At 66.5% G+C, this 14,125-nt stretch carries 13 protein-coding genes; 9 read left to right on the top strand and 4 right to left on the bottom strand.

Translation table 11 applies throughout. The annotated features are described in order from the left end of the window. Nucleotides 1–171: 171 nt before the first annotated feature. The 3 genes from IP89_RS03795 to IP89_RS03785 are packed head-to-tail and all read right to left on the bottom strand — an operon-like array spanning nt 172 to nt 3,309. Entirely contained in the window at nt 172–933 is a 762-nt protein-coding gene (locus IP89_RS03795; RefSeq protein WP_043307840.1) for an SDR family oxidoreductase, read from the bottom strand. Then, on the bottom strand, nt 930–1,853 hold the full coding sequence (locus IP89_RS03790; protein WP_043307838.1) for an alpha/beta hydrolase: 924 nt from the start codon (nt 1,851–1,853) through the stop codon (nt 930–932). Before IP89_RS03790 ends, IP89_RS03795 begins: the two co-directional genes overlap by 4 nt. Further along, nucleotides 1,837–3,309, bottom strand: a complete 1,473-nt coding sequence (locus IP89_RS03785; RefSeq protein WP_043307836.1) for an NAD(P)/FAD-dependent oxidoreductase — start codon at nt 3,307–3,309, stop codon at nt 1,837–1,839. The genes IP89_RS03790 and IP89_RS03785 overlap by 17 nt, the downstream gene beginning before the upstream one ends. A 238-nt stretch (nt 3,310–3,547) precedes the next feature. Here IP89_RS03785 and IP89_RS03780 point away from each other — a divergent pair, with 238 nt between their 5' ends. Further along, on the top strand, nt 3,548–4,558 hold the full coding sequence (locus tag IP89_RS03780) for an AraC family transcriptional regulator (RefSeq protein ID WP_043307834.1): 1,011 nt from the start codon (nt 3,548–3,550) through the stop codon (nt 4,556–4,558). 4 nt (nt 4,559–4,562) lie between these two features. Here IP89_RS03780 and IP89_RS03775 read toward each other — a convergent pair whose 3' ends face one another. Further along, nucleotides 4,563–6,623: an LTA synthase family protein gene (locus tag IP89_RS03775; protein WP_043307832.1), complete on the bottom strand. Its 2,061-nt coding sequence runs from the start codon at nt 6,621–6,623 to the stop codon at nt 4,563–4,565. Nucleotides 6,624–6,787: 164 nt separating this feature from the next. Between IP89_RS03775 and IP89_RS03770 the strand changes: the two genes are divergently transcribed. The 8 genes from IP89_RS03770 to IP89_RS03735 all read left to right on the top strand — a co-directional run bounded on the left by IP89_RS03770 (nt 6,788) and on the right by IP89_RS03735 (nt 14,121). Next, nucleotides 6,788–7,177, top strand: a complete 390-nt coding sequence (locus IP89_RS03770; protein ID WP_052080944.1) for a DUF3302 domain-containing protein — start codon at nt 6,788–6,790, stop codon at nt 7,175–7,177. A 3-nt stretch (nt 7,178–7,180) separates the two neighbouring features. Next, a complete protein-coding gene (locus tag IP89_RS03765; protein ID WP_043307830.1) occupies nt 7,181–8,140 on the top strand; it encodes an HlyD family secretion protein in 960 nt (319 codons plus the stop codon). Nucleotides 8,141–8,152: 12 nt separating this feature from the next. Beyond that, entirely contained in the window at nt 8,153–8,962 is an 810-nt protein-coding gene (gene ppk2 / locus IP89_RS03760) for a polyphosphate kinase 2 (protein ID WP_043307828.1), read from the top strand. Then, the gene (locus tag IP89_RS03755) at nt 8,963–9,760 is read left to right on the top strand and encodes a CHAD domain-containing protein (protein WP_043307826.1); all 798 of its coding nucleotides are present in this window, start codon (nt 8,963–8,965) and stop codon (nt 9,758–9,760) included. Between the two features lie 66 nt (nt 9,761–9,826). After that, on the top strand, nt 9,827–11,167 hold the full coding sequence (locus tag IP89_RS03750) for a DUF3300 domain-containing protein (RefSeq protein ID WP_043307824.1): 1,341 nt from the start codon (nt 9,827–9,829) through the stop codon (nt 11,165–11,167). 14 nt (nt 11,168–11,181) lie between these two features. Further along, nucleotides 11,182–12,069, top strand: a complete 888-nt coding sequence (locus IP89_RS03745; RefSeq protein ID WP_043307823.1) for a DUF2950 domain-containing protein — start codon at nt 11,182–11,184, stop codon at nt 12,067–12,069. Nucleotides 12,070–12,130: 61 nt separating this feature from the next. Continuing rightward, nucleotides 12,131–12,481 carry a VOC family protein gene (locus IP89_RS03740; RefSeq protein WP_043307822.1) on the top strand — a complete coding sequence of 117 codons (351 nt, stop codon included), beginning with the start codon at nt 12,131–12,133 and terminating at the stop codon, nt 12,479–12,481. A gap of 194 nt (nt 12,482–12,675) precedes the next feature. Beyond that, entirely contained in the window at nt 12,676–14,121 is a 1,446-nt protein-coding gene (locus IP89_RS03735) for a methyl-accepting chemotaxis protein (RefSeq protein WP_081963158.1), read from the top strand. The last annotated feature ends 4 nt before the right edge of the window (nt 14,122–14,125 follow it).

Genomic DNA, 14,125 nt, shown 5'->3' with positions numbered 1-14,125 from the left:
GTGCCGCCCGAGAACCAGGCAGGGGCTGCCTGGTCTGTCATGCGCAGGCCAGAGCCCGCGGGCGGCAGGCCAAAGGAGCACTGGCCGGCACCGCCGTTTGTTCAGGTTAGCGTCTGCTCTGCCACCATGTCGACCCACTGACCGCTGGCGGCGCCTTCGGCGACGGGCGGCTCAGTCGCGGCTGAGCCAGCCCATCAGCAGGCGTCTGATCGCCGGTGGCGACACCTGGCCGGCCGCGTACATCAAGCGGAACAGCCAGTGGATAGGCCGGTGCACCTTGGGCCGCTCGACCTGCCGCCACAACGCCTCGGCGATATCTTCCGCCCGCAGGTTCACGCCCATGCGCCGCAGCGCCGGCGGCGTGAAGGACTGGCTGTCGACCATCGGCGTGGCCACGAACGGCGGCATCAGGTCGCCGACGTGAATGCCATGGCGTCGCCACTCCAGCTCCAGCGCCTCGGTCATGCCACGTACGGCGAACTTGGAGGCCGAGTAGCTGACCATGTGCGGCGTGCCGTACAGGCCCGACGCCGAGCCCATGTTGATCACCTGGGCGCCCGGCGTACCCTTGAGGTAGGGAAAGGCCGCGTGAGTCACCTGCAGCAGGCCGAGCACGTTGATCTGCAGGATGCTCGCATGCTCTTCCAGACTGATCTCCTCGAACAGGCCGAAGCGCAATACCCCGGCCGAATTGAACAGCACGCGCAGACGCCCACCATGCAAGGCACAGAAGTCCTGCAGGGCCTCGCGCACGGCGCCGGCGTCGGTGACGTCCAGCTCGGCATGCCACACCCCGCCCAGCTCGGCAGACAGTGCCGCCAGCGCACGGTGGTCGATATCCAGCAGGCCCACACTCCAGCCGCGGGAATGGAACAGCCGCGCGGTGGCGGCGCCGATGCCGGAGGCGGCACCGGTGATCAGAATGGTGTTCATCGGCAGCCCTTCTCCTGCAGGAATTCGACGACCCGCCGCAGCGCCAGCCTGGCGACCTGCTGCAAGGCGCAGTTGATCTGGAATACGTGCCACTGCCCTGGATAGACCTCCAGCCGCAGGTCCAGTCCGGCGCACTCGTGCAAATTCAGGCTCTGGGTCAGCAGGTGCTCATCCTCGCCGACCTGCACCAGCAGTGGCGGCAGGCCGGACAGATCGGCATGCAGCGGCGACAGCAATGCTCCCGTGCGTTCCACGCCAGGCGGGCAATAGGCATCGACACCCTGCCCCAGCCAGGCGCGACTGAGCAGCGGATCGCCTGCCGCAGGCTCATGCCAGGTGGCGCCGCTCAGATCGGTGACCGGCGAGAAACACACCAGCGCCGCCGGCAGCGGCAAAGCGGCGTCACGCAGGCGCAGCACCGTGGACAGCGTCAGGTGACCGCCGGCCGAGTCGCCGGCGATGACGATGCGCTCGGCTGGCTGCCCCTGGGCCAGCAGCGCTCGGTAGGCGGCCAGGGCATCGTCCGCGGCCGCCGGCCAGGGATGTTCGGGCGCCAGGCGGTAATCCAGTGCGCAGACCTGCGCGCCAGACTGCGCAGCCAGGTGCGTGGTGATCGCCCGATGCGTTTTCGGCGAGCCGACCATAAAGGCGCCGCCATGCAGGTAGAGGATCACCCAGCCGTTATCGCGCGCAGACCGTAACCACTCGCACGGCACTTCTCCCAAGCACCCTGGCTCGACAGCTACGCCCGACGCACGCGGGGCAATTAGCGTGGCCAGGCGCAGCACCACGCGCTGGATGCGCGGCGCCAGGCGCGGATGCATGCCGCTGCGGAACACCAGGCGCGTGCTGGCGCGCAGCACTGCGGTGAGCAGGCGCTGGCCGCTGCTTGCGGCCGGCAACTCAACGGACCAGTTCATAGTCGCTCCACTGCGGCCGGCGGGTTTGATTGCGGTAGCTGAAGGTGAAACCGGCCCAGTTGTTGGTGTGCTTACCGGCAGCGTTCTTGTACCAGCTGCTGCAGCCCTGCTCCCACACCGACTGGCCGATGTCGTGTTGCACCTGGCGGTTCCAGGCGTCCTGCACCTGACGGCGCACGTTCAGGTAGCGCACGCCCTGGTCGAGCTTGGCCAGGCAGTCGAGCACATAGGGGAACTGGCTCTCGAGCATGTAGATGATCGAGTTGTGGCCCAGGTTGGTATTCGGCCCGTAGAGCACGAACAGGTTGGGGAAGCCGCTGATGCTGATGCCCTTGTAGGCCTCGGCGCCGTCGCGCCAGGCCTGGTTCAGCTCCTGGCCGCCGAGGCCACGGATACGCATCGGCGCGAGGAAATCACTGGCAGCGAAGCCGGTGCCGTAGATCAGCACGTCCAGCTCACGCTCCACGCCGTCGGTGGTGACGATGCCATGCTCGGTCACCTCGCGAATCGCCTCGTTCACCACCTCGACCTGCGGCTGGCGCAGCGCCGGGTAGTAGTCGTTGCTGATCAGAATGCGCTTGCAGCCCAGCGGGTAGTCCGGGGTCAGCTTCGCTCGCAGTCCGGCCTCTGGCACCTCGCGGGCCAGGTGGCGCAGCACCAGCATGCGCTGCAGCTTCATCACCCAAGGCCAGAGGAAGAAGGCTACACCGCGCACCTCGTGGAAACAGTACTGCCAGGCGCGATCGATCTTCTGCGTCCATGGCCAGCGCTTCATCAGCGCCAGCTCGAAGCGGCTGTAGGGGCGGTCCGGCTTGGCCATCACGTAGGCTGGCGTGCGCTGGAACAGGTGCAGGCGACCGACCGTGGGCACGATCTGCGGCACGAACTGGATGGCGCTGGCGCCGGTACCTATCACCGCCACGCGCTTGCCGGCGAGGTCGACGTCGTGACGCCAGCGCGCCGAGTGGAAGCTTTCGCCGGCGAAGCGCTCCAGCCCCGGCAGCTTCGGATAGAGCGGCCGGTTGAGCTGGCCACAGGCGCTGACCAGGGCCCGTGCACTGAACTCGGCGCCATCGCTGGTGGTGACCCGCCACAGCGCGGCCGCCTCGTCGAACCAGGCCTCGGCCACCTCGCTGCGGCAACGGATACGCGGCGCCAGCTGGTGCTTGTCGATGCACTGACGCACGTAGGCGTAGATTTCCGGCTGCGGCGCATAGCGCCGGCTCCAGTCGAGCTTGGGCTCGAAGGAGAAGGAGTACAGGTGCGAAGGCACGTCGCAGGCCGCGCCGGGGTAATGGTTGTCGCGCCAGGTGCCACCGGGCTCGTCGCTCTGCTCGAGAATCAGGAAATCCTCGTGCCCCTGCTTACGCAGCAGCATGGCCAGGCCGAGGCCGGCGAAGCCGGCACCGATAATCAGCGTGCGCAGGGGCGTCTGCTCGGGAGTGATGTTATTCATTGTTATCTCCTGCAAAGTCTGCTGCGCGTCGGCCAAACGGCGTTGGCTGCGGTCTCGGACTGCTCATTTACAACTCGTAAACTCCGCGTCCTCGACCACTGCCGCCACCGTTTGGCTCTAGCTCGCGAGACTTTGGCTCTTGGCCGTTATTCTTGTTGTAGATGACGAGATGCTACTCACTCCCCTCGCCACGGTTTATGGCATAGTCGGCCAATAAATTGTGACTTTCGGACAGAGCATGGCCCGCCCCCGTCGTAGCGCCGTCAGCGTGCATCTCCTCACCCAGTACGGCCTGGACCTGGGCTTGAGCCTGGATACCTGTCTGCAGGGCACCGGCCTGGACTGGTCGCTGCTGGCCGACCCCGGCGCCGAAGTGGATGCCGAGCAGGAGCTACGCCTGGTGCGCAATCTGGTGCAGGCCTGCGGCGAGCAGCCGGGGCTGGGCCTGCCGCTGGGTCGGCGTTATCGCCTCAACAGCTATGGCATCTGGGGTTTCGCCCTGCTGGCCAGCCCGACCTTCCGCGACGCCGCCAGCCTCGGCCTGCGCTATCTGGACCTGACCTACGCCTTCCACGGCATGCGCCTGGAGGAAAGCGGTGAAGAGGTGCACCTGCTGCTCGATGACCAGGACGTGCCAGCGGATCTGCGCGGCTTTCTGCTGGAGCGCGACTTCTCCGGCATGCTCCAGGTACTGCGCGAGCTATGGCTGCGCGACCTGCCGATCCTGCGCGTAGAGCTGCGCCTGCCGGCGCCGGCGGACCCGACGCCCTATATCGAAGAGATCGGCCAGCTGCCGAGCTTCGCGCAGGCGCACAACCGCTTCGTCTTCCCTCGCCATCTGCTCGACCTACCCCTGGCCGGAGCCCATCCGCAGGCGGCGCAGCTGTGCGAGGAGCAATGTCAGCGCCTGCTGGCCAAACGCAGCCAGGATGATGGCCTGGCTGGGCGTATCCGTGCCCTGCTGCTGGCCCGCCCCGGCCGCCTGCCGGACATGGAGCAGGTCGCCGCCGACCTGCACATGAGCTCGCGCACCCTGCGCCGGCGCCTAGACGAAGAAGGCAGCAACTTCCGCCTGCTGCTGGATGAGGTGCGCCAGGCCCTGGCCGAGGAGCTGCTGGCCACCGGCGGCCTGACCCTGGAGGAGATCGCCGAGCGCCTCGGCTATGGCGAGGTGTCCAACTTCATCCACGCCTTCAAGCGTTGGAAAGGCGTGGCGCCGCGTCAGTTCCAGCGCGGCGTCACAAGCTAGCCCCCTACTCGCTAGCAGGTTCCTTGCGGGCCGCAGCCCCTGCCGCATCGCTCACCCCTGCGGTGTTGCGCAGCAGGCTCTGGGTTGCCACCTGCAGGAAGGCCTCCAGGCGCTTCTGCAGCTCCGCCTGCTGCGCATCGCCCTGCAGCACCTCGACCTTTCGCTCAGCGAGCTGGTAGCGATACAGCTTGGCCGGCATGTCCTTGGGCTGCACCAGGATCTTGTCGCCATTGACGATGGCCACCGTCTGGTCGCTGCCCGAGGGCTTGATCACGCCGATACCCGCATCGCCCTGCGGCAGGTTGAGCAGGTCACGTCCCCAGCACTGGTTACGGGTGGTGCCGCCCAGGCGACCCATGATGGTCGGTACCACATCGATCTGCGTGCCGACGGTGTCGCGGCGCTCGCCGAACTGCTCGCGCACGCCCGGGCCAATCAGCAGCAGCGGCACGTTGTGGCGGTACAGGTCCATCTCGGTGAGCTGCTCCGGGCTGCCGAAGCCGTGGTCGCCGACGATCACGAACAGGGTGTCCTTGTAGTACGGCGACTGCTTGGCCTTCTCGAAGAACTGCCCCAGGGCCCAGTCCGAGTAGCGCATGGCGGTGAGGTGCTCGTTGTTCGAGCCCCGGTCGGTCACCGGCGCCACCGGCAGCTGCTCCGGCAACGCGTAGGGGGTGTGGTTGGACAGGGTCTGCAGCAGCGCATAGAACGGCTTGTTCGGGTCCAGTTTATTCAGCTCGACGGCGGCGCGGTCGAACATGTCCTGGTCGGACACGCCCCAGGTCGGATCGATGAACACCGGATCGACGAAGTCCTCGCGGCCGATGAAGTTGCGCATGCCCTGGTTGCTGAAGAAGCCGGACTGGTTGTCCCACTGGAAGTTGCCGTTGTAGACGTACAGGTCGTCGTAGCCACGGGCGCTGAGCTGCTGCGGCAGGCCAGAGAACTTGTGGCTGCCCTCGGGCATGCGCATCAGGTACTCGAAGCTCGGCAGGTTGGGGAAGCAGGCCATGGTGGCGAACATGCCCTGGTGGGTATGGGTGCCGTTGGAGAAGAAGCGGGTGAACAGCAGGCCTTCCTGACTCAGGCGGTCGAAGTTCGGCGTGATGTCGGCATCGCTGCCCAGCGCGCCGACCCAGCGCCCGGCGAAGCTCTCCATCAGGATCACCACCACGTGCGTGACCGGCAACGTGCCCTCGGCCGGCGGGGTGAAGTCGCGGCGCACCGCCGCGCTATCGGCATCCACCAGCACATCGTGCTCGCCGAGCAGCATCTGGCGCACCTCGGCCACCGCCTCGGCGTCCGGCAGGGTGGGTTTCCAGGCGTTGTCGCGGTGATCGGAGAAGCTGTTCTCGGCGGCATCGAACAGGGTCAGGATGCCGTTCAGGCCGAGGTGGTTGGCGAAGATCGAATTAGTGGTGAAGGCATCGCCCCAGCGCAGCGGCGGGCCCTGTTTCACCGTGCCACGGGCGGCCAGCACCGCCAGCAGCAGGCAGATGAAGAACACCGCGAAGCGCTTGTACCAAGCCATGGCCGGGCGCGCCTGGCGCGAACGGGTGATGTGCTCGATCCAGTTGAACAGCATGGCCATGGCCAGCGTGCCCAAGGCCCAGGCCAGCAGGTAGCGAGCCACCGGAAAGCCGTTCCACAGCATGCTGGAGACCGTGCCCAGGTCCTCTTCCATGTACTGGAACACCAGGCTGTTCAGGCGTTGGTGGAACTCGCGATAGAAGTCCATCTCGGTGATGCCGAGCAGCAGGCTGATGCTGGCGGCGACCACCAACCACACCAGATGCGCGCGCCGCGCGGCCATCGCGCGCAGGCTGAGCACCGACAGCAGCAGCGGCGCGACGATGTAGACCACCACGCGCAGGTCGAAGCGCGCACCGTTGAAGAAGGCCTCCAGCAGATCGCCGGTGGTGGTTTCGCCGATCAGTTCGGCGTTGTGGTGCAGCAAGGCCAGGCGCAGAGCCGAGAACATCAGCAGCAGCAGCAGCGCGCTGGCGAGGGTGAAGGCGAAGTGACTGCGCAGGCTTGGCTGCAGTCGGGCGTCCATGGAAGGCATTACGGAGGGCGTCCTGAGTCGATTTGGCAAACGCGAATTGTTGTCGACGCCAGGTGAAAATTCCGTCGAAACGGCGGACCACAGTCGTAACCGGCCATGTCCTCGCCGGCTCGCTGATCGGCTGCTAGCCTGCTGTAAGCAATAAGACAGTAATGGGGGCTGGGATGCTGGACTACGTCGCGCTGGGGATTCTGATTTTCGTGGGCATAACGCTGTTCTATGGGGTGATCGCGATCCACGACATCCCTTATGAAATAGCTGTTCACCGCAAGCATCCGCAACAGGATGCGATTCACGTGGCAGGCTGGATCAGCCTGTTCACCCTGCATGCCATCTGGCCGTTCCTGTGGATCTGGGCGACCCTCTACCGCGAGGATCGCGGCTGGGGCTTCGCCGCCACGCCGCAGGCCACGACAGATGATTCACGCGTGCAGGCGCTGGAGCAGCAGCTTGGCGAGGTGCAGGCCCGCCTGGCCGCCCTGGAGGCCCCGGCAGAGCCACCGCCACCCGCAGCACCGCTGGCAGCACCCGAATTGCCGCGGCAGGAGGGCTGAGCCATGGATCTGTTACTCGTCCTCACCTACACCGCCATCTGCGTCGCCATCTTCAAGATCTTCAAGATCCCGCTGAACAAGTGGACGGTGCCCACCGCCGTGCTCGGCGGCGTGGTGATCATCGGCGCGCTGATCTTCACCATGAACTACAACCACCCCTACTCCGAGGTATCGCGCAGCTACTTCATCAGTACCCCGATCGTGCCGGCGGTCAGCGGCATGGTGGTCGACGTGCCGGTGGTGGGTAACCGCATCCTGGAGAAAGGCGACGTGCTGTTCCGCATGGACCCGATCCCCTTCGAGAGCAAGGTCAAGTCGCTCAAGGCCCAGCTGGTCTCGGCCCGTGCCGACCAGTCCCGAGCCGTCGAACTGGCCCGGCGCAACGTCGGCAACCGCCGCGACGTCGACCTGACTACCGCACGGGTGGAGGATCTGCAGGCGCAGATCATCGGCGCCCAGTACGACCTCGACAGTACCGTGGTGCGCGCGCCGTCCAAGGGCTACGTGACCCAGGTCATCCTGCGACCGGGCATGCGCGCGGTGAAGATGCCGCTGCGCCCGGCCATGGTCTTCGTGCCACTCGAGGAGCACAACTACGTGGCCTGGATGCGGCAGAACAGCCAGCTGCGCCTGACCATGGGCGACGATGCGGAGATAGCCTTCGATGGCATCCCCGGCGAGGTGTTCCAGGCCAAGGTGAAGATGGTGCTGCCGGTGATCGCCGAGGGCCAGATGCAGCCCAGCGGCAACCTGATCGGTTTCACCGGCTCGCCGCCGGCCGGGCGCGTACCGGTGGTGCTGGAGGTCACCGACCCCAGGTTCGACCAATATCGCGAGCTGATGCCGGGCGGTGCCTACGGCCAGGCGGCGCTGTATTCCAAGCATTTCCACCACGTAGCGATCATGCGCAAGATCCTGCTGCGCATGTCGTCGTGGATGAACTACTTCTTCCCCTTCCATTGACGGAGCACGGGCATGTCTAAGAAGAAGGACAAGCAACCGACCAGCGAACCACTCAAGCGCAAGGTGTATGACGAGGAACTCAAGCACCTGCACATTGAACTGGTGAAGTTGCAGCAGTGGGTGGTGGCCAAGGGCCTCAAGGTTTGCGTCATCTTCGAAGGCCGCGACGGTGCCGGCAAAGGCGGCACCATCAAGGCCATCACCGAGCGGGTCAGCCCGCGGGTGTTTCGCGTGGTGGCGCTACCGGCGCCGACCGAGCGGGAGAAGAGCCAGATGTATGCCCAGCGCTATCTGCAGCACATGCCGGCGGCCGGCGAAGTGGTGATATTCGACCGCAGTTGGTACAACCGCGCCGGCGTCGAGCGGGTAATGGGCTTCTGCAGCGAGGAACAGAGCCACAAGTTCCTGCAGGTGGTGCCGCTGTTCGAGAAGATGCTGGTCGAGTCCGGCATCATCCTCATCAAGTACTGGCTGGAGGTCAGCGCCGCAGAGCAACAGCGGCGCCTGGAAGACCGTATCAACGACGGCCGCAAGATCTGGAAGCTATCGCCGATGGACCTCAAGTCATTCGGCCGCTGGGACGACTACACCCGCGCCCGCGACGACATGTTCGCCGCCTCCGACTCGGCCTGGGCGCCCTGGTACATGGCTCACTCCGAGGACAAGAAGCGCGTGCGCCTGAACATCATCAGCCACCTGCTCGGCCAGATTCCCTACGAGGACCTGACCAAGGACAGCAAGATCGAGCTGCCCAAACGCGGCAAGATCGGCCGTTACAAGAGCCCCCACTACCCGTTCCGGCTGGTCGAAGAGCGTTTCTGAATGAGTCGTCTCGTCGACTCGGTGATTGCTTCGCTCATCGAACAGAACATCGCCCTGATCCATGCCCGCCTGCGTCTGGAGGCGGGCACCGACGACGAGGCCCTGCATGACCTGCGCATCGGTGTGCGGCGCCTGCGCAGCCTGCTGGCGCCGCTGCGTCGGATCACCGATCTGTCTCCGCTCGACGATGCTGCCGCCGCACTCGGCACCCTCAGTGCCCCGGTACGCGACCTGGAAGTACTCGCAGGCGAGCTGGAAAAGCGCGGCTATCCCACACTGGCCAGCACACGCCGCGCGCGCCTGGCCCACTCTTACGCCGCCATTCTCGACAGCCGCGAGCTGGAGCGCCTGCTCACCCTGCTCGACGTCTGGCCCGCCGAGCTGCGCGGCGCTCAGAGTAGTGCTGAGCTGAGCCGTTTGAAGGCAGGGGTTCGCCGTCGCCTGCGCAAGCAGGTGAAGCGCCTAGCCCGCGCCCTCGCCACCCCAGACTTTGATCGCCACCGTCTGCGCCTGCTGGTCAAACGCGTGCGCTACGCCACCGAGACCTACCCGCAGCTGTCCGACCTGAGCAAACGCAGTATCGCGGCCCTGCACGCCAGCCAGTCAGCCCTGGGCGACTGGCACGACCATTTCCAGTGGTGCGCGCGCATCGCCAGCGAGCCTGATCTGGAGCCACTGCGCTCGCTCTGGCAGCAACGCGCCGACAAGGCGCTGGCAGCCGCCGAAGACAGCCTGCAGAAACTGGCTCGCGCACTAAAGAAGGACGGCTATCGCGCCCGAGCGCCCTCGCCCAACTGACCTATGCTTGGCTGAGCGCGGCGCCAGCCGCCACTGATTCGCGCACTTCGTGCAAGGAGAATCGCCATGCGTATCCACTCCGGATTCGGCCTGCTGCCCCTGCTACTGGCACTGGGCGCCGCGCCGCTCAGCCCGGCCAGCGCCGAGGAGGCGCCCGCGCCAAGCACCACCAGCGAGCAGGTGTTCAGCACCGAAGAACTGGACCAGATGCTCGCCCCGCTGGCCCTCTATCCCGACGCCCTGCTGGCCCAGGTGCTGATGGCCGCGACCTACCCCGGCGATGTCGCCGATGCGGTAACCTGGTCCACCGAGCATCCGGACGCCAGCGGTGACGATGCCGTGCGGCAGGTTTCCGACCAGCCCTGGGACCCCAGCGTGCAATCGCTGGTGGCCTTCCCCGCCGTGCTCGCCACCATGGGCCAGGACCCGGCCTGGGTGCAGCGCGTTGGCGATGCCTTCCTGGCGCAATCCGACGCGGTGATGAGCGCGGTGCAGCGTCTGCGCCAGCAGGCCAAGGCGGCCGGCAACCTGGAGTCCAACGACAAGCAGAAGGTCAGCGAGAAGCCGGCCGAACCGGCCCAGGTCACCAGCTCAGGCAGCAGCCAGCAGACCATCATCATCGAGTCGGCCGACCCGCAGGTGGTCTACGTGCCCAGCTACAACCCCACCGTGGTCTACGGCACCTGGGCCTACCCGGCCTATCCGCCGGTGTACTACCCACCGCCCGGCTACTACTTCGGCTCGGCGGTGGTCGCCGGCATCGGCTTCGCCGCCGGCGTGGCGATCGTCGACTCGCTGTGGGGCGACTGCAACTGGGGCCATGGCGACATCGACATCGACGTCAATCGCTACAACAACATCAACGACAACCGCCAACTGAACGTCAATCAGAACACCTGGAAGCACAACGCGGTGAACCGCGATGGCGTGCCCTACCGCGACCGGGCCAGCCGTGAGCAGTTCAGCCAGCGCCTGGCCAACGGCGAACAGCGCCAGGCCCTGCGCGGCCGCGATCCGGCGCACGCCGCCGACCGCGAGCGCGCGCGGCAGAGCTTGCAGCAGCATGGCTTCGACAGCCCCGCCACCAACAATCGCCAGGCCCTGGAGCGAGCGCAGAGCGCCAACCGCGAGATGCGCAACTCGGACCAGCTGCGCCAGCGCGCCCAGTCCCGCGAGCCACGCAACACGGCGCAGAGCCGCCAGCAGGCACGCCAACAGCACGCCAGCAACCGCGGCGCCCGCGACAATGCCTTCGCCGGCGCGCGCGCGCCCGACCGGGAACGTGCCTACCAGCAGCGGGGCCAGGCCAGCCGAGCCTCCGTCAGTCGGCCACAGGCCTCTCGTGCCAGCGGCCGCGCGGTGAGCCGTCCGTCCATGTCCGCCCGCGGCGGCGCCCGGCGGCGCTGAAAAGGAGATTCGCCATGAACCTGACTCTGCGTACCCTCCTCGCCCTGCTCCCGCTCATCGCCCTTCCCGCCCAGGCGCAGCAGGCCTTTGCCGAGCCCGAAGAGGCCGCCGCCGCCTTCGTCGCCGCGCTGGGCACTCAGCATGCCGACGCCAAGCAACTGGCCGCGTTACTGGGCGATGACTGGAGCGACTACATCCCGCGCCAGGGCGTCGAGCGTGAAGACGTCGATGCCTTCCTCGCCCTGTACCACGAGAAGCACGAAATTCGCCCCGAGGCCCGCGACCGTTCGCGCCTGGTGGTCGGCAACAGCGCCTGGGAACTGCCGCTGCCGCTGGTACGCGGCAAGGACGGCTGGTTCTTCGACACCCGCGCCGGCGGCGAGACCATTCGCCTGCGCCGCATCGGCCGCAACGAACTGGCCACCCTGGAGGCCGTGCGCGCCTACCACGATGCGCAGATGGACTACGCCGAGGTCGACCGCAACGGCAATGGCGCCCTGGAATATGCGCAGAAGTTCGTCAGCAGCGATGGCAAGCACGACGGCCTGTATTGGGCCGAGCACCCCGGCGAGGAACAAAGCCCGCTCGGCCCGCTGTTCGGCGACGAGCTGCCGAACGGTGCCTGGCACGGCTACCGCTACCGCATCCTCACCGCCCAGGGCCCCTCGGCGCCGGGCGGCGCCTACGACTACCGCATCGGCAAGATCATGAGCCGCGGCTTCGCCCTGATCGCCTGGCCGGCGGACTACGGCAACAGCGGCGTGATGAGCTTCATGATCAGCCACGACGGCGAAGTGTTCGAGAAGGACCTCGGCCCCGACGGCGCCAAACAGGCACTGGCCATGGTCCGCTTCGACCCGGACAGCAGCTGGCAGGAAGCCCCCGCAGAGGACACGCCCTGAGGCTTGCCCGGCGCGACAACAAACCGGAGGATGGGGCCTCCACCGCAAGGAGCGCCCCGTCATGCACCAGCACCACGGCATCAACTACCTGGAAATCCCCTGCCGCCAACTCGAGGCGAGCAAGCAGTTCTTCGCCCAGGTGTTCGGCTGGACCTTCACCGACTACGGCCCGGACTACAGCTGCTTCATTGGCGCCGGTATCGACGGCGGCTTCTACCGCTCGCCACAGGCCTTCTTCAGTGACAACGGCTGCGCGCTGATCGTGCTGTACAGCGCCGACCTCAATGCCAGCCAGAACGCGGTCGAGGCCGCTGGCGGACGCATCCTCAAGCCGGTGTTCGCCTTCCCCGGCGGCCGGCGCTTCCATTTCGCCGATCCCAGCGACAACGAATACGCCGTCTGGTCCGAATAAGGCGACTTTCCTGCCTTTATGGGCGACGAAAACGCCGTATTCGGCGCTTTGTCGTCAAAAGTGCGACGTCACCCGTTTGGCTGGGTAATCTGCCGACACGGCCAAATGCCATCACTCGCCTTCCAGGCTGAAGCCGCACCGCTGCATCGCCCGGATAGCAGCGGCAATAACGAATAAGAACGGAGCCTACTCCCATGCAACAAGGGCTGTTAGCCACTCTCATGCCACAAGCCGAGCTGGACCGCAGTGACGAACTGCTGAGCCGCATGCTGGCCTTCTTCTGTCTGTGCGGTATCGCCATCGGCCTGTACAGCGGCATCAAGTGGGGCCGCCTGGGTAACGAGGCCCTGGTCCAGGGCTCGCTGCTGCTGATCATCGGCATGCCCATCGCCCTGCTGGTACTGCGCCAGGCCTGGCTGCCGGCCCGCGGCGCGGCCAACTTCGCCATGGCCCTGATCAGCAGCTACGCGATGATCCTCATCTATCAACTGGGTGGCCTGCATTCGGCGCATATCTTCTGGCCGCTGGTGGTGATCGGCTTCGCCTACCTGTTGCTCGGTGGCCGCAGCGCGGCCTTCTGGGGCCTGCTGCAGCTGATCTTCGTGTTCTGGCTGATTCGCCTGGACCGCTCCGGCGCCGCGCTGCCGCAGTTCGAACTGAGCGCACGCGATGCCATGCTCAACGAATACTCGGGCTACATGCTGCCGGTGATCACCATGTGGCTGGCCCAGTGGTACAGCGCACGCGTCCGCCAACAGGCACTGGATGGTGCCCAGCAGCATCTGGACGAAGCCCAACGCATCGGTAAGAGCGCCACTGCCGGCGCCCAGCAATTGGCCGGCCTGCTCGATGAAGTGCGGCACAGCGCCGGTGATCTGCGTCAGCTGTCACAGCAGCTCTACTCCACCCTCGACAGCATGCGCCAGCGCTGCCAAAGCATCGATGGCGACGTGCAGCAGCAGGCGGATGCCATGCACCAGCTCGACCTGGCCGTGCACGAGGTCCTCGCCGGCCTGGAGCAAAGCACCGCGCACATGCAGCAGCTCAGCCAGGACACCCAGCACAGCAGCGGCCAGGTCAACGCCTGTGCCACGCGCATGCAGCAGGCCCAGTCGAGCATGCAGGCGATCCAGGCGAGCAATACGCGCATCGCCGAATCGATGCAGATGATCAGCGCCATCGCTCAGCAGACCAACCTGCTGGCGCTCAACGCCGCCATCGAAGCGGCCCGCGCCGGCCAGCATGGTCGGGGCTTCGCCGTGGTCGCCGACGAGGTGCGCAACCTGTCGCAGCGCAGCAACCAGACCGCCGACACCGTACAGAGCGTGCTCGGCGAGTCCGAGCAGATCGTCAATACCGGCGCCAGCCAGGTCAGCGACGTGGGCGAGGCCCTGGCCGAGAACGCCGCGCTGACGGCCAACCTGTCCGGCGCCATCCGCGAGCACAGCCAGGCCCTGAACCAGGCCCACCACCAACTGATCCAGGTACGCAGCCACAGCACCGCACAGCGCGAGGCGAGCCAGCATCAGCGCATCGCCACCGCTGAGCTGCTGGAAGCCCAGGAATCGCTGGTCAACCTCGGCGAGCGTCTGGATCAGCTGTCCCAGCAATTGCACCAGCGCGTCGTCGAGCGCAGCTAGCGGA

It is taken from the genome of Pseudomonas sp. ML96, assembly GCF_000761545.1.
Classification (GTDB): Bacteria; Pseudomonadota; Gammaproteobacteria; order Pseudomonadales; family Pseudomonadaceae; genus Aquipseudomonas.
The sequence above is the reverse complement of the archived record's forward strand: the minus strand, read 5'-3'. Positions and strand labels throughout refer to the sequence as shown.